A 21,207-nucleotide genomic window follows, 5' to 3' on the forward strand; every position below is an offset into this window, starting at 1 on the left:
TTTTAATTGGTTAAAGATTAGTTTCTTAATGGTTTACCATTTTTCAACATATACTGAACTCTCTCTAGCGTTTTGCGTTCTCCACATAGTGATAAGAATGCTTCTCTCTCTAAGTCTAATAAGTACTGTTCTGTAACGAAAGTAGGTTCTGATAAATCTCCACCAGCCATTACATACGCTAATTTATTAGCGATCTTACGGTCGTGTTCAGAGATGTATTTACCAGCTAACATACTGTCTGTTCCTACTAAGAACATTCCTAATGCTTGACGACCAAGTACTTTGATGTCTTTTCTAAGAGCAGGTTGTGTATATCCAGCTTGTGCCATTACTAAAGCCTCTCTTTTTGCTTGTGCAATTTGTAAGTCTTTATTTACGACAACTATATCTTTTCCTTTTTGTAATATATTTAAATCAAAAGCTTCTTGTGCAGATGTAGCTACTTTAGCCATACCGATTGTTAAGAAATGCTCTTGTAATGTATTTAATTCCACATCATTTTTGCGGTATAGGTCAGCAGCTCTCACAGTCATCTCTTTAGAACCACCACCACCAGGGATAAGTCCAACACCGAATTCTACTAATCCGATATAAGTCTCAGCTGCAGCTACTACTTTATCAGCGTGTAAGCTTAATTCACATCCACCACCGAAAGTCATTCCATGAGGAGCAGCTACTACTGGGATACCAGAGTAACGCATTTTCATCATTGTATCTTGGAACGTTTTAATCGCAATATTTAATTCATCCCAATCTTGCTCTGCAGCCATCATGAAGATCATCATTAAGTTAGCCCCTACAGAGAAGTTGCTACCTTGGTTACCTACTACTAATCCTTGGAAGTCTTTCTCAGCGATTTCAACAGCTTTATTTAATCCTGCTAATACTCCACCACCGATTGTATTCATTTTAGAGTGAAACTCTAAGTTCACAATACCATCTCCTAAGTCAATTAAAGAAGCCTCGCTATTTCCCCATACTTTATTAGTTGCTCTAATATTGTCAAGGATAATGAAAGCATCCTGTCCAGGAATTGGTTCAAAAGCTTTTGTGTTTTGGTTGTAGTATAGTTTTTTACCGTTTTCTACTTTATAGAAACTCTTCGCTCCAGAAGCAGCAAGTTCTTTAACCCAATCAGCTACTGTATATCCTTCTTTCTCTATTAAAGCAATACCTTTGTCGATACCTACCAAATCCCACGTTTGGAATGGTCCGTATTTCCATGCATATCCTGTACGCATAGCATCATCGATAGGGAATAGGGTATCTGTAATTTCTGGAACACGTTGAGAAACATAAGCAAATAATGAAGCAAAGTGTTTTCTGATTAATTCACCAGCTTTTGTTTGATCTGCTAATAATAAAGCCAATTTAGCTTTCGTTCCACCAGCTTGTTTAGCTGTTTCTAGAACTGCTATTTTAGCGCGTTCTAGTGGGCGATATTCTAATTTTTCTAAGTCTAATGCATAGCGATTAGTCTTTCCTTCTTTGTCAATCTCTTTATAGTAGAATCCTTTTCTTGATTTATCACCTAAGAATTTGTTTTCTAATAAGAAGTTTAATGGTTTGCTGTCTTTTACTTGTTGGATCATTGCATCAGCAGGACAGTTTTGTTTTAGTCCATTAGTTACATTGATTGCTGTGTCAAGACCTACTAAATCTCCTAACTTAAATGTACCTGTTTTAGGACGACCTAAGATAGATCCGGTTAATGTATCAGCCTCTTCGATAGTTAATCCTATCTCTTGAGCTAATTGCATTACCATAGCCATAGAGTATACCCCTACACGGTTACCGATAAATCCTGGTGTATCTTTACATAATACAGGTGTTTTACCTAAGTATAGACTGCTGTATTTTTGGAAGAATTCAAGTACCTCTGGAGCAGTTTGTGGTCCAGGAATAATCTCAAATAATTGTAAGTATCTCGGAGGGTTGAAGAAGTGCGTTCCACAGAAGTGTTTTTGGAAATCTTCTGAGCGACCTTCCACCATTAGTTTCATTGGAATACCTGATGTGTTCGAAGTAATCAATGAACCTGGTTTTCTATATTTTTCTATCTGTTCAAAGACAGATTTTTTAATATCTAATCTTTCGATTACAACTTCGATTACCCAGTCGTAATCTTTTATTTTTACTAAATCATCTTCGATATTTCCAACTGCGATGCGTGAAGCAAAAGCTTGTGAATAGATAGGAGCAGGTTTAGATTTAAGTGCATTAGCTAAGTGAGTACTTGCTATTTTATTTCTAACGGCTTTACTTTCTAATGTAAGTCCTTTTTTTTCCTCTTCAGGAGTTAATTCTCTAGGTACAATGTCAAGAAGCAATACTTCTAGTCCAATATTAGCAAAATGACAAGCAATAGCTGATCCCATTACACCAGATCCTACTACTGCTACCTTTTTAATTATTCTTTTCATATTTTATTGTTCTTTGGTTTTTAAATTATTGTAACACTTGGATAATATACGACAATTATTTGTCTTCAAAAATACCTTTGTCATTGATTAACTGATTGATAACTTCAGTTACTTCCATAAAGTGTTTGATTTTTTCTTCAGATATTTGTGCGTGTATTTTTTCATTAAATCGCTTTACTTTCGCTTTTGAAAGCTCTCTCTTTTCTAAACCAAGAGGAGTAAGTTTAATGATTACACCACGACCATCATTTGGATTCTTCTCACGCGTGATTAATTTATTTTCTTCTAATTTTTTCAGTGTGCGTGTAAGACTAGTTGCTTCCATCCCCATATTAGGTCCTAATAGAGTAGAGGGAGTTCCTTCTTTATCTATACTTAAAAGTGCAAATGCAAGAGACATCGTAGCATCATATTTAGACGCTTCTTCATTGTACATTCTAGCCACTGCTTGCCATGTTGCTCTTAATACGTAGTCGATTGTTGTGTTTTTCATATTGTATTGAATAATTCAAATATAAAAAAAAATAGTATGCTTGCATACTATTTTTGAAATATTTATTCGTTAAGTGTAATTTTTTTTAATTAACCTCTATAGATTTTGTCGTAAAGGTCTTGATGTTTAGCTAAGATAATACGTCTACGTAGTTTTAAAGTAGGGGTTAAGTGCTCGCTATCAATGCTCCAAACATCTGGAGTAAGTTCGAATTTCTTAACTTGTTCCCATTTACCAAATTTTTTGTTGATTTCTTCTATCTCTGCTGATATACGCTCAATAACTTTAGGGTTTTTGACGATTTCTTCATTTGTAGTACCGATGTCATATCTCTTGCGACGAGCCCACTCTTTTACAAAGTCAAAATCAATTTGGATAAACGCTGCTGGCATTTTTTCTCCTTCACCGATTACCATTATTTGTTCGATAAAACGAGATTGTTTCATCATATTTTCGATCATCTGCGGAGCTACATATTTACCTCCAGAAGTTTTAAACATTTCTTTTTTACGATCTGTAATATGTAAGAATCCGTCTTCGTCTATCTTACCGATATCTTCTGTATGGAAGTAACCATCTTTTATAACGCTATTTGTTTTTTCTTCGTCTTTAAAGTATCCCATCATCACGTTTGGAGCTTTGCACAGTATCTCGCCATCCTCTGCTATTTTTACCTCTACGTTATTTAAGGGACGCCCTACTGTTCCGAATCTCAATCCACCATTTCGAGCATCATTTACTGAGATGACAGGAGAAGTCTCTGTAAGACCATATCCTTCCATCACAGGGATACCTGCAGCATTAAACACTCTCGATAGGCGAGCTTGAAGAGGAGCACTACCCGAAACGATAATTTTCATTTCTCCACCTAGTCCTTCTTGCCATTTGCTAAAGACTAGTTTTCTAGCGATGTTTAATTGGAAGTTATAGAATGCGCCTCTCTTATAAGGTTCATATTTAAATCCAAGTTCAAGTGCCCAGAAGAAAATACGCTTTTTAATTCCTGTTAAAGAAGAACCTTTAGCGAATATCTTATCGTATACTTTCTCTAATAGACGCGGTACTACAGTCATCACATTAGGATTAACTTCTTTTAAGTTATCTCCCATTTTATCGATAGACTCTGCATAGTAAATAGACGTTCCTGAGAATTGGTATAGATAGATAAGCATTCTTTCAAATACGTGACACAACGGTAGGAAACTAAGTGCTTTATAGTGATCTTCACGACCAAAAGGAACTCTATCCCAACTGCCGATTACGTTTGATAGTATATTGTTATGAGACAACATTACTCCTTTAGGTCTACCTGTAGTACCTGAGGTATAGATTAGCGTAGCTAAGTGATCAGGTGTGATAGAATCTTTAATTCGATCTACTTCTGCTTGATTAGATTCGTCTTTTCCTAATTCAAGAATTTCATCAAAAGTTTTGCAACCTTCAATATGATCAAAAGAACAGATACCTTTTAATTCAGGTAACTGATCTCTAACACTCATTAGTTTGTCATAGATTTCTTGATCAGAAACAACACAATACTTAGCCTCAGAATGACTCAGAATAAACTGATAGTCTTCTGCAGCGATAGTAGGGTAGATAGGCACGTTCTGAGCGCCAATTTGTAAAATACCAATATCTAAAAGGTTCCATTTAGTTTGGTTATTTGTTGAGATGACAGCTATTTTATCATTTGCTTCTATACCTAGACGTAGTAAGGCACGCGAAACCATATTAGCCTTGTCTATATATTCCTGTGAGGATGTTTTTTCCCATATTCCATTTACCTTAGTAACTAGTGCCGCAGCTAGTGGAAAATGTTCATTCTGCAAATAGGGAATATCAAAAAGTCTTGTAGGATTTATCATGTTATCATTAATTAGCTAAACGCAAAGTACGAAAAAAATATAAGATTTTCTCTATTTAATGTATACTTGACAAGTTTTAAATATTTTGATTGCTATTCTTGTAGTTGATTTTCTTCTAAATTACATTATTCGTTATTCTAGTAAAATGAGGTTAAATTAGGTGTCTTGTTTTTAAGGTACTGATATTCAGATGCTGTTGTTTTTATTTGAAATATGAAGTGTATCGAAGTTTCTATATGATATATCGGATAATTCGGGAAATTTAATTTTAAGAATAATTACTTTTAGGTAGATAAAGTAAGCTTTATTACTGTTTAGATGGTGGGGTTATCTTAATATTTAAAATAGAATTTATTTTATCCAATATCTTTCATTTATACTATATTTTAATTTATAACTTAGTTATTCAAAATGCCTAGGCTGTCTTATTAATTTGTGATTTGATTGTTTTAAAATTTTGACCTAGTAGGTTAGTTTGTATAATGTTATTGTGTTGATAGTTAAAGCTTTGTGGGTATGAGTGTTAAAAGTCAACTATTTTTATAACATCCTATATTTAGCTATAAATTATTGTCTGATTTACTGATTCATTAATGTTAAGAGTTGGCTATAGCATGTTTGTATCTAATTTACCTACACCTAGAATCAGCATTTGCTATATACTACAAAGTTATTCTACTTCATAATTCTTATCGTTTATATGTCTATTTCTTATTCTAAGTAAAATAGTGAGCAATAAGTCTAAAAAAACTTTGTTTTGACTAGGATAAATTATCGAAAGTAGATAATTATGCTAATGGAATGTAAAATGCTTTGTCTAGTTCTGTAATTCAAAATAGAAATGATTAAGTTTGTGTTTCTAAAAAATAAATACTTATGATTTCTAATCGATATCGATTAAATGAGGTGTTAGTGATAGGATATAGATTATTCTTAGCCTTTTTCTTTTACTTCATCGCACGTACCTTATTTTATTTCTACAATAGTGATTTATTACATGTAGATTCTTTTGGTCAGTTTATGGAGTTGGCCTACCACGGAATTACATTTGATAGAATGGCGATTTTTTATGTCAATCTTCTGTTTATATTACTATCTATAGTGCCCTTGTTTATCAATACAAAAAAAGGATATCAGAAGGTGGTGTTCTATGTGTATATTATACCAAACTTGATTGCGTATTCTACTAACTTTATTGATCTAATTTACTATAGATTTATCTATTCTCGTACTACTATAGCTGTTTTCGATAGTTTAGAACACGAATCAAATAAAGGCAAGTTGTTTTTTAATTTCTTGACTAGTTATTGGCATGTATTCTTGATTTGTATCGCACTATGTATAGCATGGGTATATCTATATAAGAAAGTGAAGTTCACTAGATATTTAAAAGTAGAAGCTAAAGGTGCTTATTGGATATCAAGTGTTATTATTTTTATTTTGACTGGAGTAGGGGTGTTAGCAGGAGTTCGAGGAGATCTTAAGAAATCAACTCGTCCTCTAAATATTATAGATGCTAATAGATATGTGCAGAAGCCAGAGCATGCTGATGTTATCTTAAATACTCCATTTGCTATCATACGTACACTAGGTACTAGTAGCTTTAAGAAAGTAGACTATATGGATAAGGCTACACTTAATAAGTATGTGAGTAGTGTGAAACAGTACAATACAAATGAACCGAGTACGCCTAATATCGTGTTATTTATCACAGAAAGTTACGGACGTGAGTATATTGGGGCTTTTAATAAGGATATGAATATTAAAGATTATAAGAGTTATACTCCATTTTTAGATTCATTATCACAGCACAGTTTGATATTTCCTAATGCCTTTGCTAATGGGTATAAATCTATACATGGTGTATCATCAGTGATAGCAGGTATTCCTTCGTTTAAGGATGCTTTTACATCATCGCCTTATCCTAAACAGAAGATAGAGTCGTTAGTCTCTACTTTAAAGTCTAAGGGATATGATACTTCATTTTTCCATGGTGCACCTAACGGTTCTATGGGATTCTTAGGATTTGGTAATATACTTGGATATGATCATTATTATGGTAAAACAGAGTATAATAATGATGATGATTTCGATGGTACTTGGGGGATATGGGATGAGCCATTCTTCCAGTTTATGAAACAAACCTTAAGTGAGAAAAAAGGACCATTCTTCGCTACATTATTTAGCGTATCATCACATGAGCCATTTAATATTCCGGCTAAGTATGAAGGTAAGTTTCCAAAAGGAAATCAACAAATACACAAGACTGTAGGGTATACAGATTATGCATTTAAAAAGTTCTTCGAAGAGAGTAGTAAAGAACCATGGTTTAAGAATACAATTTTTATTATTACCGCAGATCACACTAATCAGTCTGACTATGATGAATATAAAGAGCTAGTGAATCGCGCAGCTGTACCTATTCTTATTTATACTCCGGATGAGAGATTAAAAGGAGTGGATAAGAGATTAGCCCAACAAATAGATATCTACCCAACCGTACTAGACTTAATAGGATATGATAAACCTTTTAGAAGTTGGGGAAGAAGTTTAGTCAATGATACTATAACTAAGCCTTACACGATAAACTACGGAGTGAATGAATACATCTATCAAGAAGGGAATTATATCGCAAGATTTAATGGAAGAGAGATAACTGGATTCTATGATATCAATGACAAAGGGATGAATACTAATTTAATTAGTAAAAAGAATCAAGAAATGGAATTGTTAGAGAAAAAATGTAAAGCATTTATACAAGATTATTTCTCTCGAATTATAGATAAGCGATTAGATAAATAAAAGGCAATGCAATTGTCTATAAATACTTAATAATAACAAAGAGGGTGTCCTGTAAGGTCACCCTCTTTGTTTTAGGTAATTGGTCTAGATGGTTGTTCTTTTAATATGTCTATCACTTATTTGGGGTTAAACCCAGAATCAGCGTTAGCCAAATACTACAAAGCAATTCTACTTCATAGCTATTTTATTAGCTCTAAAACCATACTACAGTATGCTTGTATCGTTCATTCAGACCTATCTTGTATAATTACTTTTCGTTTATATGTCTATCACTTATTCTGGGTTAAAATGACATTGTATTGCTAATGCAGCTCTTTTTTATGAGTTAGGGTTCATATAAATGGTGTTTGTTGGTTTTTAAACGAGTTATACCTTGTATTTAAGAAAAACGATACTCAAGGGCTTACATCACAACATGTGAATACGCTTTGGTTTTCGCGGTATTTTGATAAAAAAGGTTGTTGATATTTGTTTTTTTATTGTTGACATGAGAACCTTGTCTTAATTTAAGTAAAAAAACGAAATGTTGGTGATTTTGTTTTTTGTGAAAATTGTATTAAAAAAAAATGGAAGTATTAAACTTGTTGTAGGTTAACTCTTTAGAGTTGTTTTTTGGCTATTTTTGGCTACCTTATTTTAAATAAAACCAAATAACCTAATGACCCCTAATAAGTTTAGAGTATACGAGGTAAAAGTAATGTTATATCGATTATCACTTGCTTTTATTTTTTACTTCGTTGCACGTCTGTTATTTTACTTTTACAATGCAGATTTATTAAACGTTGATACGATAACACAATTTTTATCTTTATCATTTTATGCATTATCATTTGATAGTGCATCTATATTGTATGTAAGTATTCTATTTATCTTGCTATCTATGGCACCTGTATTTATAAATACAAAAGCAGGATATCAAAAACTAGTATTTATAGCCTACTTCGTACCTAATCTATTGGTTTATTCGACCAATTTTATAGACCTAGTCTACTATAGATTTATCTTGTCCAGAACCACTATAGCGGTATTAGACAGCTTAGAACACGAGAAGAATAAGACACAATTATTTACCAACTTTTTAGTAAATTACTGGCATGTGTTATTTTTGTTTTTGATTTGTTCATCTCTTTGGATTTATTTATATATAAGAGTAAAAATGAAGACTGTAGAGCGAGAATCTACTAAGGCTTATTTGATCTCTAGTATTGTTATTTTAGGCATAGCATCGGTAGGAGTAGTAGCGGGGATTCGAGGAGGACTTACTAAAAAGACAAGACCTATTAATATTGTAGATGCTAACAGGCATACTGTTAAGCCTGAGCATGGTGATATCGTGCTAAATACACCATTTGCTATCTTGCGAACGATAGGGAAAAGCAGTTATAAGATGGTGAATTATATGAATAAAGAAACTCTAGCTAAGTATGTAGATGGAGTTAAACAATATAATGTCAATAAACCGAGTACTCCTAATATTGTCCTGTTTATCACAGAGAGTTTCGGACGCGAATACATCGGTGCATTTAATAAAGATACAGATATTCCCAACTATAGGAGTTATACACCATTTATAGATTCTCTAGCTCAGCATAGTTTAATCTATACGAATGCTTACGCTAATGGATCTAAATCGATTCATGCTATTCCTTCTATTTTAGCAGGTATTCCTTCGTTTAAGGATGCGTTTACTTCGTCTCCATTTCCTAATCAGAAGATAGAGTCTGTAGTGTCTATATTAAACTCTAGAGGATATGATACTTCCTTTTTTCACGGAGCGGTGAATGGCTCTATGGGGTTTCTAGGGTTTGGCAATATTTTGGGGTATGATCATTATTATGGTATGACGGAGTATGATAACGATGATGACTTCGATGGTACTTGGGGGATATGGGATGAGCCATTCTTTCAGTTTATGAGAAAGACATTAAACGAAAAAAAGGCTCCATTCTTTGCTACATTATTTTCTGTTTCTTCACATGAACCATTTGGAATACCTGAAGAATACGAAGGGAAATTTCCAAAGGGAAACTTGCAGATTCACGCTCCAGTAGGCTATACGGATTATGCTTTTAAGCGTTTTTTTGAAGAGAGTAAAAATGAGCCCTGGTTTGAGAATACTATTTTTATCATTACAGCAGATCATACTAATCAGATTTATTATAATAAATATAAAGAGCTAGTAAATAGGACGGCTATTCCTATTATGATATACACGCCAGATGGCAGGCTAAAGGGGGTAGATAATCGACTAGCACAACAAATGGATATATACCCTACCATCTTAGATTTAGTAGGATATAATGAACCGTTTAGAAGTTGGGGAAGTAGTTTGATTAACGGGTCAGTAGACAATCGCTTTACTATTAGCTATGGGGCAAATGAAATTACATATCAAGGAGATAAGTATATTGTTCGTTTTAATGGACTTAAAGCTACAGGTTTTTATGCGATAAATGACAAAGCATTGAGCAAAAATCTAATTAAGCAGAAGAATAAAGAAATGCAGGAGTTAGAGATGAGCTGTAAAGCATTTCTTCAAGACTATTTCGATAGAATAATCAATCGAAAACTCGATGACTAATTATCTAAAAGCTAAGGGACCCATACTATGAGTCCCTTTTATTATTCGTCTAAATCACCTTCTTTTAATAATGTCTGTGCTACATTTAGATCTTCTTCGTTGACTAGGATATGTACAGCCCTATCCAGAGTTCCAGCCCCGATACCAATAGCAGACTGTATATCATCTCTTATGATATAAGGAATGTTGTTCTCTTCCAGCATATCGCGTACAGCTAGTGACATAATTTCGCTACCTGCAAATAATTTTTTGTGCCCCATAATTATCATATTTGAATGTAAGTTATAAAAAAATATAGGACTAGAGTTTTAAGATTAGGTTAAAATAGTTTTTAGAGCATCTAAAAGTTTTTAATCTGAAAAAAATATGCTATCTTAATAAAAGATTTGTACTACTATCTGAATCACCATATATTATTTAGCTATGGAGGTGATAGGGTATAAGTAAACACTTTATAAATAGTAGTGTTACATACTATTTAGTTTTGTTGATTTTTAATAAATGAGATGAGATTATGAAAATAGAAGAGACAAAGGCATTTGGACAATTAACGAATATAGCGCAGACTATTGCAAATAAGAGTGCCTCAAAAAAGCAAATACTAGAAGCAGTTGTTATTGTTAATAATATAGGGTTTGATAAATGGTCCAGTATAACTAATTTACCTCCTTTATGGCATGGTATAGTAAAAGAACTAGCTCAGTAGCTAGTACATAAGCAGAAAAAGAGAAATAAGACATCATGAGTGCTACGTACTTATGGTGTTTTTTTATATCTATACCTCAGTAAGCGATTTGATATGAACTAGCTCACATGGATTAGGAAGATAAAATGGATGCATGTTTGAATAGTGTAATTTATTGTAAATCTATTTCTATAATTTTGACTTAAAATAGCGATATGAATAAGGTTAATTATTATAAGGTTTTAGGAGTAGACCCTGCTGTGTCTGATGATGAGCTGCACAAGGCTTTTAAGGTTTTATTTGCGAGGTATAATCCTTCAAGTAACCCCAATAGTGCGTATTTAAGAACGATGTATCAGCAACTCAACCAAGCATACGAAATACTCGGTGATAAGACTAAGCGAATAGAATACAATGTAGAGCAGGGTTTTCAAAAGCCTGTTGAAAGTGTAGTAGAGGAAAGTATTTATAAGGAAAGTAGTGTTAAGCAAAGTAACAGTAAGGAGAGAATACAACCAACGTTACAGCGTACGAACAATGATTTATACATAGGTGATAGTAATAATAAGGCCTATGTATTTCTTTTTGTAATCATTGGGATAATTATTGTTGGAGGAGGAGCTTTTGCATATTTTGCATTTAACAGCGATATCAGCCTAGAAGAAAAAGTAGATACTCAAAGTGATGTGATAACTCCAGAGAAGGAATCGAATATTGCAGAAGTAGATATTGTGAATACAAAAGAAACTACAGAGGTGATACCAGTAGAAGCCCCTGTAAAACCGGTAATAGAATCTCTTAAGAAGAGTGAAGAAAACGAAACCCTGCCAGTAGTAAAACAAGAGAAAAAAGATCTGACTCCAGTGATAGCAAAACAAGAGAATAAGGACAAATCTCCTAAAGTACCTCCTAGTGATAAAACTGTAGCAGCGAGTAAAACTAATGATTTAAAAGATGAGTTTGGTACGAAACGCTCTTTTAATGTAGGAGCAACTAAAAATGATGTGTGGGCGGTGAAAGGGGATCCTACAGATGTAAAAATAGAAGGCGATATCGAGATATGGTATTATGGAAAAGTGAAAGTTAAGTTTAAAAATGGAAAGGTAATTAATTAGAAGTATATTATAAACCCAGAATCAGCAATTAGCCAAATACTACAAAGCAATTCTACTTGATAGCTCTTTCATTAGCTATATAACCATACTATAGTATGGTTAAATCACTAATTCAGACCTATTTTGTATAATTACTTTTCGTTTATATGTCTATCACTGATTTTGCGATAAAACAAAACATCCCGATTCATTGTGACTCGGGGTGTTTTGTTTTTAGTACCACTTAGCTATACCTATAGCTAGTCCTCCAAAGAAACCTATCACAAACATAAATGTACTAATGTAGTATAGGTCTTTTTTAGTAATCGTTTTCATAATTTGCTTTTATAGTTTAATCCTAACAAGACACATCTTTATTTCGTTATTCAATAAATTGTTTTTAAATAGTATAAGAAATAAACAATCTATTAAAAACAGAAACCACCCCAAGTCATTGTGACTTGGGGTGGTTTTGTTTTTATAACTAACTAATCAATTCGAATAATATTATTGGTTTCTGAAGACCAATTCGTTGTTGAAAGAGTCTAATAAGATCATGCTATCTGCTTTTACATTACCAGATAAGATTTCTTTAGACAAGCGGTTTAATACCTCTTTCTGCACAACGCGTTTTACAGGACGTGCACCGAACTCAGGTTCATACCCTTTGTTTGCTAAGAATTCTTTTGCTTCTGCAGTGGCTTCCATGTGTACGTTTTGCTGTGCCAGCATCTTGAATACACTTTGCAATTGAATATCTACGATTTGTAAGATATTGTCTTTGCTCAATGGCGTAAACATTACCACCTCGTCAATACGGTTTAAGAACTCAGGGCGAACTTGCTGTTTTAACTCGTTCAACACTTCTTTTTTAGCTTCTTCAGAAGCCTGTTCTATATTTGTAGCATTCTCAAACTTCTCTTGGATAATGTGACTACCCATATTTGAAGTCATGATAATGATGGTATTCTTGAAGTCAGCTAGACGACCTTTGTTGTCTGTTAAACGTCCTTCATCCAGTACTTGTAACAAGATGTTGAATGTATCAGGGTGTGCTTTTTCGATCTCGTCTAACAGTACTACAGAGTACGGTTTTCTACGTACCGCTTCAGTTAATTGTCCCCCTTCATCATACCCTACATATCCTGGAGGTGCTCCTACTAATCTACTTACGCTGTGTCTTTCTCCATATTCACTCATATCAATACGCGTCATAGCACTTTCGTCATCAAATAGGTACACTGCTAATGCTTTAGCCAACTCTGTTTTACCAACCCCAGTAGTTCCTAAGAATAGGAATGAACCTATCGGTTTTTTAGGGTCTTGTAATCCAGCTCGACTTCTACGTACAGCGTCACTAATCGCCTCAATAGCTTCTTCTTGACCTACCACGCGTTTGTGTAATTCGCCTTCTAAGTGAAGCAGTTTTTCTCTTTCACTTTGTAGCATTTTAGTCACTGGCACACCAGTCCATTTTGCTACTACTTCAGCGATATCATCACTTGTAACCTCTTCTTTAATTAGCGATTGACCACTTTGGTTTTCGTCTAATTGTTTTTGTGCTTTCTCAAGGTCTTCTTGAGCGTCTTTTATTTTTCCATATCTAAGCTCAGCTACCTTACCATAGTCACCATCACGTTCAGCTTTTTCAGCTTCCAGTTTATAGGTTTCTATTTCTTGTTTAATAGCCTGTACACGATCTACAACCTCTTTTTCAGATTGCCATTTGCTATAGATATCGTTTCTTTCTTCTTTTAAGTTAGCAACTTCTAATCCAAGAGATTTAAGTTTGTCCTCATCATTCTCACGTTTGATAGCTTCAATCTCAATTTCTAATTGCATAATCTTACGATCAAGCACATCTAATTCCTCTGGTTTAGAGTTGATCTCCATTCTCAATTTAGCCGCAGCCTCATCCATCAAGTCAATTGCCTTGTCTGGTAAGAAACGGTTGGTGATATAACGCTCTGATAAGTTAACCGCAGCGATAATCGCCTCATCTTTTATACGTACTTTGTGGTGAGCTTCATATTTCTCTTTAATACCACGTAAGATAGATATAGCACTTTCTGTATCTGGCTCATCTACCATTACTTTTTGGAAACGACGCTCTAAGGCTTTGTCTTTCTCAAAGTACTTTTGGTACTCATCTAATGTAGTCGCTCCGATAGAGCGAAGTTCTCCACGTGCTAAAGCAGGTTTTAAGATATTTGCAGCATCCATAGCCCCTTCACCACCTCCAGCACCTACTAAAGTGTGAATCTCATCGATGAATAAGATGATGTTTCCCTCAGCAGAAGTTACCTCTTTTACAACTGATTTTAAACGCTCCTCAAACTCTCCTTTGTACTTGGCACCTGCTATTAAAGCTCCCATATCTAATGAGAAGATTTGCTTGTCTTTTAAGTTATCAGGTACATCTTGTTGTACGATACGGTGTGCTAATCCCTCTGCGATAGCTGTTTTACCCACTCCAGGCTCACCGACTAGCATTGGGTTGTTTTTTGTACGACGGCTTAAGATTTGTAACACACGTCTGATTTCTTCATCACGTCCGATTACAGGATCTAGTTTACCCTCGTTAGCTAACTTGGTAAGGTTATTAGCATATTTATTTAAAGAGTTATAAGTTTCTTCAGCAGATGCAGAAGTTACTCTTGCTCCATTTCTGATTTCGTTAATAGCAGCTTCAAGTTGTTTTTCTGTTACACCTTGATCTTTTAATATCTGTGCTACTTTGCTCTTAGATTTAAAAATAGCTAAGATCAAGTGCTCTATAGATACATATTCATCTTTCATCTTAGTAGCGATAGACTGTGCTTCAGTGATAGCAGTACCTGCTTCTCTTGATAAGCCCATTTGACCTCCGTCTACCTTAGGGAAGCTAGAGATTGTTGCATCTAATACAGATTTAAAAGTATCTACATTGATGTTTAGTTTCTTTAAGATAAAAGGAGTGACGTTTTCGTCTACTTCCATTATCGCTTTGAAAATGTGTTCATTTTCTATTTGCTGTTGCCCTAAGCCTTGCACGATTACCTGTGCTTGCTGTAAAGCTTCTTGCGATTTTATTGTAAAATTATTTAAGTTCATATACTGATCTGTTTATTTGTTTGGTTATATCGTAATAGACAAAAGGTGTTCCATTACTAAGTTTAAGACATTTTGACAATGTTTGCATAATTCGCATTAGTAAAAGATGTCAAAAAGTCATAAATTTGCGTATATACACTTAATCAAACTAACATTTTGTCTTATGAAATGGATCAATATAACAGAGAGTAGTCAAATAAAAGAGCTTATCGAGAAGTCAAACGATAAAGCCGTTATTATATTTAAGCACAGTCCACGTTGCCATATTAGCAAATTTGCTTTGCGCAATTTTGAAGCTAGTTTTACTAATCCTACAGCAGTAGATTGTTATTTAGTAGATGTAGTTAACAATAGGTTGCAGTCTATCGAAGTTAAGGAAGAGCTAGGAGTACAACATGAATCTCCTCAACTGATTATTGTTACTAAAGGAAAAGCAGTATTTAATACTTCGCACGAAAGTATAGATGGGGTTGATACCGAGAAACTATTGTTGAGATTATAAGATGGCCAGAACATTAGTGTATAGAACGAGAACTTTACAAGGGGTAAAGACACCTGGGATTATTCATAATGGAGGCTACCATTTTACTCATTTTGATGTTTATGAAGACGGTAGAGTAGCGAATTGGAACTTTGAAGATTTTGAGCACTTTATTAAAGATGTACAGAATGGATGGGTAGTAACAAGTATCCCTGATGGAGAGGAAATCTCTTGTTTTAACTTAGGCTCTTGGAAAATAGAAAAGGTACAATGGTATTATACACCTGAATCTTATATCGACTATATTAAAAGTTTAGTGCTTGAATTAAATCCTAATTGGTCTAATATATATACTTATCAAGAGCGAAAAGTCAATGGTGTTACGGTAGGGGAGTCAGGAACAGGTACCTTGTATAAAGAGGATACAGTGGATGTAGATGTATTTTTTCCTAAGAAAGTGAAAGGAGAGAATCGCAGTTTGTTTTATATATGTGAAGACAAATATTACCTAGTCCAACTATTGCTTTTTAAGGATAAAACTATTTTGGTTCACGGTTGTGGAGAGGAGAAAGTATTAGGCTTTGAAAGTTTAAGAAAGTTGATAGACCAAGGTATTGTTTGTAGTACAATTCCCCGTGGATCTAGAGTGATTATTGAGAACTTAGGAGAGTTTAGTATAGCAGAAGAATTTTACAGCAATGAGATTGAAGAGATATTTGTTGAATTAGAAGATGACTATCGAAAGCTAAATGGAGAGAAGACTTTACTTGAGTTATGCAGAGAAGCTTTGGATGCTTATCAAGAGAATCCTAGTGAAGCATTAAAAGAAGCATTAAAAATAGCTTATGAACGTATCCCTGAACATCTACAGATGTATTTAGGTGATATGGATAGTAAGGATGGAGAATATATAGACATTATATATGGACCTGATTATTGGAAACACGAGGATATAGAATAAACAAAAGAGGCTTTCGGCCTCTTTTGTCATAAATACAAGGGGGACTTTCTTAATTAAATAGAAAGTGTGTTGTAGTTGTTTTCATTTAACTGAAACATGTATTTATGTGCATTAGGTGTGCCGATAAAGTACAAAGGCAAGTCTTTCAATGTTACACCATATACTTTTAAAGCAAACTCACATACTACTAGTTTTACACCTGCTTTATCAGCAGCATCTAGCTCTGCGCGCAATTCTTTATTGTTTAATTCTTGTACCATTTGCCCCATGATTACGATTTGGAAATCAGCTTTAGGATTAGCTTTCTTGATTTCGCTTCCAGTCATAATAGAAGAGCGAAGGTTTTTTATAGATTGGACTAGAATAGCGTATTTATCTCCTTTAGTATCCTGTTCGTAGGCTATAGTAACTACTTTAGATGTATTAAAGGCTACAGCCTGTGTACTCACGATAGAACATAAAGCAATTGCTAAAACTAATTTTCTCATTGTTTACTATATTATGGTTTATATAGTGGCTAAAGTAGCCTATGGAGTAGAGGTGGGAAGTAACAATTGTTACACAACAGTTAATTACTAAGTTTGTAAATCCTGAAGAGTAAATCTCTCCATGTTGCGGTTACTTGCTTATTTCGTGCCCAATTCGTGAGGAATGTTTGCTCAGGAGAGTTTTTTCAGCAAGAACACCTCTAGCATTAGGCTCGTATTCTTAAGGGAGATCGTAATTGAGAAAAGATAACTATGACTATGTAACATTGGTTACAGTACGGTTCCAAATTAGTAATTAGTTTTGAAGTATTAAATCCGATAGAATGATAATCACATATTTTAAGAAATGGTCAGCGATCAGGTGGATTCGCTTAGCACTGGGGATATTACTGTTGTTTCAGGCAATAGATGCGGAGTTATGGATATTAAGTATTCCGGCAGCATACTTGTTTTTGCAGACATTTTTTAATTTTGGTTGTAAAAATGAGCAGTGTAAAATCAGATAAACAAGTTTAGATGTTGATAGATAGTGTTTTGCAGTAAAAATATAGAATATTAAATAATACAAGAATATTTATATTTTAGCAAAGTTTTAAAAACTCACAAAATATGAATAAAAGACTGACTACAATATTTTTTTTTACAGCAGTGCTAAGTGTATCAGTAGCGTGTAAAGATAAAGAGACAGAAGTTCCATCAACAGACACTACTACAGAAGAAGTAACGACTGCTGTACAAACAGAAGAACCAATGGCAACAGTAGATGAAGCTGCAATAGAGGGGGATGAAGCGGAATATAATCCCACGATCTATCCGACGTCATTTAAGTTTAAACACGATTTGATATTGACAGGTACGTTCCACGAGGGAGAAGTACCTACAGATGTGAGTAGCAAATCTTGGGTAGGATTAGTCAAAGAAACAGATGGTGCATATAGTGTACATAAAATGAATCCAACTATAAAAATAGTACATGATGAAGTGGTAGATGAAGTAGGAGAAATGACAGGAGTAAAGGTTTCTGCTAAGAGTGTAGGTGAGATAGTGTTTATGACAAACGAAGGTCTTATTAGTCAGGGGAGTGATCTTGCGATAGCTCAGTTACCTACAATAATTTATCCTGGCCAGAGTAAGGAGTTTACTTATAAAGGGAAGGTGTATACTATCTATGCAGAGGGAGAAAAAGGAGCTCCGTATACTTATGAGAACAATGAAGGTGAGGTAATCAAGACATACGAGATTAAGAAATACCAATTATATCTTAAAGTAAAGGGGCAAGATAAGGTGATTACTCTATTAGATTTAAAAAGCCTAGAGGAAGCTACACCTACGATAGAGTTTGCAGGTGATCTAAATGGAGATGGTTATCTTGATTTATTGATCAATACTACTTATAATTATAATATGAGTCGCCCTACTTTATATCTATCTGATACAAAATCAGGACAACTTAATGTAAAAGCTGTAGCTGCACTAGAGAGTTTAGGATGCTAGTAAGTAACTAATATAATAACAAAAGCCTGTGAACATCATTCACAGGCTTTTTGTTTATATCATAGTAATCGTCTCTACCTTAAATACAGGATGTGGTATTTATAATGTGTTTTTAATACTTATAGGTTGTTATGTTTTTGTTTAGTCTCTATTTTACTACATATTACTATCTTTCATTGCAGGCATATTGATTTCCTTAACACAACTAGCTTTAGAGGTTGATATAATAAAACGGATGGCTTGTAATACATCTTGTAGAGGGATAAGTTCTCCATTAGATTTTTCGATAATAGAAGTTGCAGTTTCTTCACATCCATATTCTGTGGCTAGATAGCCTAAGTTAAGAATAGAGACTCCAATATTATCCTCTCTAAGGTTCTCTCTTAAAGCGTGAATAACTCCTCTTAAGGCAAATTTAGTCGCTGAGAAGGCAACTTCTTTTCCATTGTGATTGTCTAATCCCCAGGTAGAGCCAATCAAGATAATCTTAGCATTATCTGATAACTTTAAGTTCTCTATAAATGCCTGAACCATTAGTATACACGAGGAGATATTCGTATTAATCATAGTGATGATTTCATCTTGTGTATTATCACTAAACGTATAGTCTACAGAGAATGCATTGTGTTCCCATATCCCTACATTATAGATAAAGTAATCGATCTTTTGATCTGTTATTTCTTGTTTTAGAGTATTAGTAGCAAAGATAGGGTTTGATAGATCTGCTGCTATCCAGTGTTTATTAGCAAGAGCCGTAGTTAGATAATCAGGTTGACTGCGTGAGACACCATAGATGATATCTTGTTCATTAGGAATGTATTGCGTGATAGCTTTGCCTAAGCCTTTGCTTACACCGTATATTAAGTATGTTTTAGAATTCATTGTATTTTGTGATTTGTCTTCTAGGGAGCTTATACAAATAGTGATAAGACCGTATTGTTTTGCAATCAGCAATTTACAAAAAGAAGAAGTAAGGTGAACTATTTAGGAACGTTTTTAGGTGTTTTGACATTAAATAGCAAGGATATGTTGTGGTTTAATAGTGTAAAGTGTTGTTTTGTAGTTGTTTGAGTATAGTGTTAAAGTCTGTTTTTTATAGTTAGTATGTCATAAGAACATCTAATTTTGCACCACCTTAAAAATACGAAATAACGATGAAAAGAAAATCACTAATTGCAGTGATGGTTTTGACAATTGGTCTAGCTATGAACAGTTGTAAAAACAAAGAAGTAGACGAAATATCTACTGAAGGCGAGCGGAATATTAGTTACGCTAACCTAGAACCTGAAGAGATAGTCATCAGTAACTTAGGAATAGATGACGATGGTTTTGAACACTATAGTATAGTGTCTGGAACCGAAAACATTAAAGATTATCCAAAACATTTTTCTTTTGACAATACCCTTCTTACACCGGGGGCATTTCATATAGACGAAGTTCCTGAAAGAATAGAATCTAAAGAATGGCTAGGATTAATATCTGACAGCATTAATACATATAAGTTAGTTACCATGACACCTATGGTATCGAAAATATTAGGAGAGGCTGAAGAGGAGGAAGGAATGACTGGAATAGCCATTTCTAACAATGGAAAACAGGCTTGTCTGATGTTTATAGAGAAGAAGAATAGCTCTCTAAAAGAAACTGTTGTTGAGGCAGCAAATATCCCTTCCTATATTTATCCAGGAGAGAAAGTACAGTTTAGTTTTAAAGGAAAGGAATATACTTTATATGCTACAGGTACAAGAAAACTTAATGGAGTAAGTGAAGCAGACTTCCTAAACTCTGTAGAGCAAGGTTATGAAATGCCTAAATATTATGTAAAGAATTATACTTTGCGTATAGAGGTAAAAGATGGAGAGCAAATCAGTGAAATGATGCTGTTATCTCAGAAGTACTTTGAAGAAGGGCAAGTACCTAAAGTGATTTTTAGTGGAGATCTTAATGGTGATAATATAATAGATATATTGATTAATACTTCTACGCAGTACAATATCTCTAGACCGACATTGTATCTATCAGATACAACCAATAATAATGTTTCTATACAGCCGGTAGCGGCACACGAAAGTATAGGGTGTTAATTGCGATTTACTTTCAGAGTAAATAAATGTACTTTTTTAAAAGCCTCTTAGTTTAATTACTAGGAGGCTTTTTTACTTTACATTAAGGATGTAAGTGTAGAGGAGTGTGTAATCTCTACTTTACGATAACTTAATTATTTCGTAATATTTAGGATAGTCTATACCTTCATTATTATAAGTAGTTTCGGCAAAAATTTAATTATGAATACACATCGAAATTTAGAGGTTTGGAAGTATAGTGTAGAGTTTGTCTCTACTGTTTATGATATTACAAAGGACTTTCCTAAAGAGGAAATATATGGATTGAGCAATCAGTTAAGACAGAGTGCTGTAGCTATCCCTTCTAATATAGCAGAGGGTGGTGCTAGAAAAGGGAATAAGGAATATAAACAGTTTTTATATATTGCTTTAGGAAATCTAGCAGAGTTAGAAACTCAATTAGTGATAGCACATGATCTAAATTATTTAGATAATATCGCTCAATATGATTCTACTATTACAGAAATCAGAAGTATGCTGTATACTTTAATCAAATCACTGAAAAAGAACAAGGAATAAAGAGGGAGTCTACGAAGTACTAACTAAGGAAAAAGACTGTTTGTCTTAAATCCAGAATTAGCATTAACCCAATACTACAAAGCAATTCTACTTCATAGTTCTTTC

The 21,207-nt window shown here is 33.9% G+C and carries 17 protein-coding genes; 10 read left to right on the top strand and 7 right to left on the bottom strand.

Features of this window, described 5'->3' with window-relative positions:
* Positions 1 to 17 precede the first annotated feature (17 nt).
* The 3 genes from LNQ81_RS12210 to LNQ81_RS12220 form a co-directional block, all read right to left on the bottom strand.
* The gene (locus LNQ81_RS12210) at positions 18 to 2,423 is read right to left on the bottom strand and encodes a 3-hydroxyacyl-CoA dehydrogenase/enoyl-CoA hydratase family protein (protein ID WP_229947089.1); all 2,406 of its coding nucleotides are present in this window, start codon (positions 2,421 to 2,423) and stop codon (positions 18 to 20) included.
* A 55-nt stretch (positions 2,424 to 2,478) separates the two neighbouring features.
* Entirely contained in the window at positions 2,479 to 2,916 is a 438-nt protein-coding gene (locus tag LNQ81_RS12215) for a MarR family winged helix-turn-helix transcriptional regulator (protein WP_229947090.1), read from the bottom strand.
* An 89-nt stretch (positions 2,917 to 3,005) separates the two neighbouring features.
* Positions 3,006 to 4,781: an AMP-dependent synthetase/ligase gene (locus LNQ81_RS12220; protein WP_229947091.1), complete on the bottom strand. Its 1,776-nt coding sequence runs from the start codon at positions 4,779 to 4,781 to the stop codon at positions 3,006 to 3,008.
* 876 nt (positions 4,782 to 5,657) lie between these two features.
* Here LNQ81_RS12220 and LNQ81_RS12225 point away from each other — a divergent pair.
* Complete coding sequence (locus tag LNQ81_RS12225; RefSeq protein WP_229947092.1) at positions 5,658 to 7,583, top strand: LTA synthase family protein; 1,926 nt, start codon at positions 5,658 to 5,660, stop codon at positions 7,581 to 7,583.
* Between the two features lie 658 nt (positions 7,584 to 8,241).
* On the top strand, positions 8,242 to 10,164 hold the full coding sequence (locus LNQ81_RS12230) for an LTA synthase family protein (protein ID WP_229947093.1): 1,923 nt from the start codon (positions 8,242 to 8,244) through the stop codon (positions 10,162 to 10,164).
* Positions 10,165 to 10,205: 41 nt separating this feature from the next.
* Here LNQ81_RS12230 and LNQ81_RS12235 read toward each other — a convergent pair whose 3' ends face one another.
* Complete coding sequence (locus LNQ81_RS12235; protein ID WP_229947094.1) at positions 10,206 to 10,424, bottom strand: putative signal transducing protein; 219 nt, start codon at positions 10,422 to 10,424, stop codon at positions 10,206 to 10,208.
* 254 nt (positions 10,425 to 10,678) lie between these two features.
* On the opposite strand from LNQ81_RS12235, the gene LNQ81_RS12240 reads away from it, so the two are divergent.
* Positions 10,679 to 10,870: a hypothetical protein gene (locus tag LNQ81_RS12240; protein WP_229947095.1), complete on the top strand. Its 192-nt coding sequence runs from the start codon at positions 10,679 to 10,681 to the stop codon at positions 10,868 to 10,870.
* 194 nt (positions 10,871 to 11,064) lie between these two features.
* The gene (locus LNQ81_RS12245; RefSeq protein WP_229947097.1) at positions 11,065 to 11,964 is read left to right on the top strand and encodes a DnaJ domain-containing protein; all 900 of its coding nucleotides are present in this window, start codon (positions 11,065 to 11,067) and stop codon (positions 11,962 to 11,964) included.
* 486 nt (positions 11,965 to 12,450) lie between these two features.
* Here LNQ81_RS12245 and clpB read toward each other — a convergent pair whose 3' ends face one another.
* Positions 12,451 to 15,036: an ATP-dependent chaperone ClpB gene (gene clpB / locus LNQ81_RS12250; RefSeq protein WP_229947098.1), complete on the bottom strand. Its 2,586-nt coding sequence runs from the start codon at positions 15,034 to 15,036 to the stop codon at positions 12,451 to 12,453.
* A gap of 163 nt (positions 15,037 to 15,199) precedes the next feature.
* Between clpB and ytxJ the strand changes: the two genes are divergently transcribed.
* Both ytxJ and LNQ81_RS12260 read left to right on the top strand, forming a co-directional pair.
* Complete coding sequence (gene ytxJ / locus LNQ81_RS12255; RefSeq protein ID WP_229947099.1) at positions 15,200 to 15,538, top strand: bacillithiol system redox-active protein YtxJ; 339 nt, start codon at positions 15,200 to 15,202, stop codon at positions 15,536 to 15,538.
* A gap of 1 nt (position 15,539) precedes the next feature.
* Complete coding sequence (locus tag LNQ81_RS12260; RefSeq protein ID WP_229947100.1) at positions 15,540 to 16,478, top strand: DUF7638 domain-containing protein; 939 nt, start codon at positions 15,540 to 15,542, stop codon at positions 16,476 to 16,478.
* A gap of 53 nt (positions 16,479 to 16,531) precedes the next feature.
* On the opposite strand, the gene LNQ81_RS12265 is transcribed toward LNQ81_RS12260, so the two are convergent.
* Complete coding sequence (locus LNQ81_RS12265; RefSeq protein WP_229947101.1) at positions 16,532 to 16,966, bottom strand: DsrE family protein; 435 nt, start codon at positions 16,964 to 16,966, stop codon at positions 16,532 to 16,534.
* A 323-nt stretch (positions 16,967 to 17,289) separates the two neighbouring features.
* On the opposite strand from LNQ81_RS12265, the gene LNQ81_RS12270 reads away from it, so the two are divergent.
* The gene (locus LNQ81_RS12270; RefSeq protein ID WP_229947102.1) at positions 17,290 to 17,472 is read left to right on the top strand and encodes a hypothetical protein; all 183 of its coding nucleotides are present in this window, start codon (positions 17,290 to 17,292) and stop codon (positions 17,470 to 17,472) included.
* 103 nt (positions 17,473 to 17,575) lie between these two features.
* A complete protein-coding gene (locus tag LNQ81_RS12275) occupies positions 17,576 to 18,460 on the top strand; it encodes an FG-GAP repeat protein (protein ID WP_229947103.1) in 885 nt (294 codons plus the stop codon).
* Positions 18,461 to 18,616: 156 nt separating this feature from the next.
* Here the strand turns inward: LNQ81_RS12275 and LNQ81_RS12280 are convergent, their stop codons facing one another.
* Positions 18,617 to 19,342, bottom strand: coding sequence for an SDR family NAD(P)-dependent oxidoreductase (locus tag LNQ81_RS12280; RefSeq protein ID WP_229947104.1), 726 nt, complete (start codon positions 19,340 to 19,342; stop codon positions 18,617 to 18,619).
* 272 nt (positions 19,343 to 19,614) lie between these two features.
* Here LNQ81_RS12280 and LNQ81_RS12285 point away from each other — a divergent pair, with 272 nt between their 5' ends.
* Entirely contained in the window at positions 19,615 to 20,544 is a 930-nt protein-coding gene (locus LNQ81_RS12285) for a hypothetical protein (RefSeq protein WP_229947105.1), read from the top strand.
* A 201-nt stretch (positions 20,545 to 20,745) separates the two neighbouring features.
* On the top strand, positions 20,746 to 21,102 hold the full coding sequence (locus LNQ81_RS12290; RefSeq protein WP_229947106.1) for a four helix bundle protein: 357 nt from the start codon (positions 20,746 to 20,748) through the stop codon (positions 21,100 to 21,102).
* Positions 21,103 to 21,207: the final 105 nt, after the last annotated feature.

Origin of the sequence: Myroides oncorhynchi (genome assembly GCF_020905415.1) — a bacterium.
GTDB lineage: Bacteria > Bacteroidota > Bacteroidia > Flavobacteriales > Flavobacteriaceae > Flavobacterium > Flavobacterium oncorhynchi_A.

What these genes read in the sequence shown, in the direction of transcription:
- LNQ81_RS12210 (WP_229947089.1), bottom strand. Translation starts at nt 2,423, where the DNA reads ATGAAAAGAATAATTAAAAAGGTAGCAGTAGTAGGATCTGGTGTAATG.
- LNQ81_RS12215 (WP_229947090.1), bottom strand. Translation starts at nt 2,916, where the DNA reads ATGAAAAACACAACAATCGACTACGTATTAAGAGCAACATGGCAAGCA.
- LNQ81_RS12220 (WP_229947091.1), bottom strand. Translation starts at nt 4,781, where the DNA reads ATGATAAATCCTACAAGACTTTTTGATATTCCCTATTTGCAGAATGAA.
- LNQ81_RS12225 (WP_229947092.1), top strand. Translation starts at nt 5,658, where the DNA reads ATGATTTCTAATCGATATCGATTAAATGAGGTGTTAGTGATAGGATAT.
- LNQ81_RS12230 (WP_229947093.1), top strand. Translation starts at nt 8,242, where the DNA reads ATGACCCCTAATAAGTTTAGAGTATACGAGGTAAAAGTAATGTTATAT.
- LNQ81_RS12235 (WP_229947094.1), bottom strand. Translation starts at nt 10,424, where the DNA reads ATGGGGCACAAAAAATTATTTGCAGGTAGCGAAATTATGTCACTAGCT.
- LNQ81_RS12240 (WP_229947095.1), top strand. Translation starts at nt 10,679, where the DNA reads ATGAAAATAGAAGAGACAAAGGCATTTGGACAATTAACGAATATAGCG.
- LNQ81_RS12245 (WP_229947097.1), top strand. Translation starts at nt 11,065, where the DNA reads ATGAATAAGGTTAATTATTATAAGGTTTTAGGAGTAGACCCTGCTGTG.
- clpB (WP_229947098.1), bottom strand. Translation starts at nt 15,036, where the DNA reads ATGAACTTAAATAATTTTACAATAAAATCGCAAGAAGCTTTACAGCAA.
- ytxJ (WP_229947099.1), top strand. Translation starts at nt 15,200, where the DNA reads ATGAAATGGATCAATATAACAGAGAGTAGTCAAATAAAAGAGCTTATC.
- LNQ81_RS12260 (WP_229947100.1), top strand. Translation starts at nt 15,540, where the DNA reads ATGGCCAGAACATTAGTGTATAGAACGAGAACTTTACAAGGGGTAAAG.
- LNQ81_RS12265 (WP_229947101.1), bottom strand. Translation starts at nt 16,966, where the DNA reads ATGAGAAAATTAGTTTTAGCAATTGCTTTATGTTCTATCGTGAGTACA.
- LNQ81_RS12270 (WP_229947102.1), top strand. Translation starts at nt 17,290, where the DNA reads ATGATAATCACATATTTTAAGAAATGGTCAGCGATCAGGTGGATTCGC.
- LNQ81_RS12275 (WP_229947103.1), top strand. Translation starts at nt 17,576, where the DNA reads ATGAATAAAAGACTGACTACAATATTTTTTTTTACAGCAGTGCTAAGT.
- LNQ81_RS12280 (WP_229947104.1), bottom strand. Translation starts at nt 19,342, where the DNA reads ATGAATTCTAAAACATACTTAATATACGGTGTAAGCAAAGGCTTAGGC.
- LNQ81_RS12285 (WP_229947105.1), top strand. Translation starts at nt 19,615, where the DNA reads ATGAAAAGAAAATCACTAATTGCAGTGATGGTTTTGACAATTGGTCTA.
- LNQ81_RS12290 (WP_229947106.1), top strand. Translation starts at nt 20,746, where the DNA reads ATGAATACACATCGAAATTTAGAGGTTTGGAAGTATAGTGTAGAGTTT.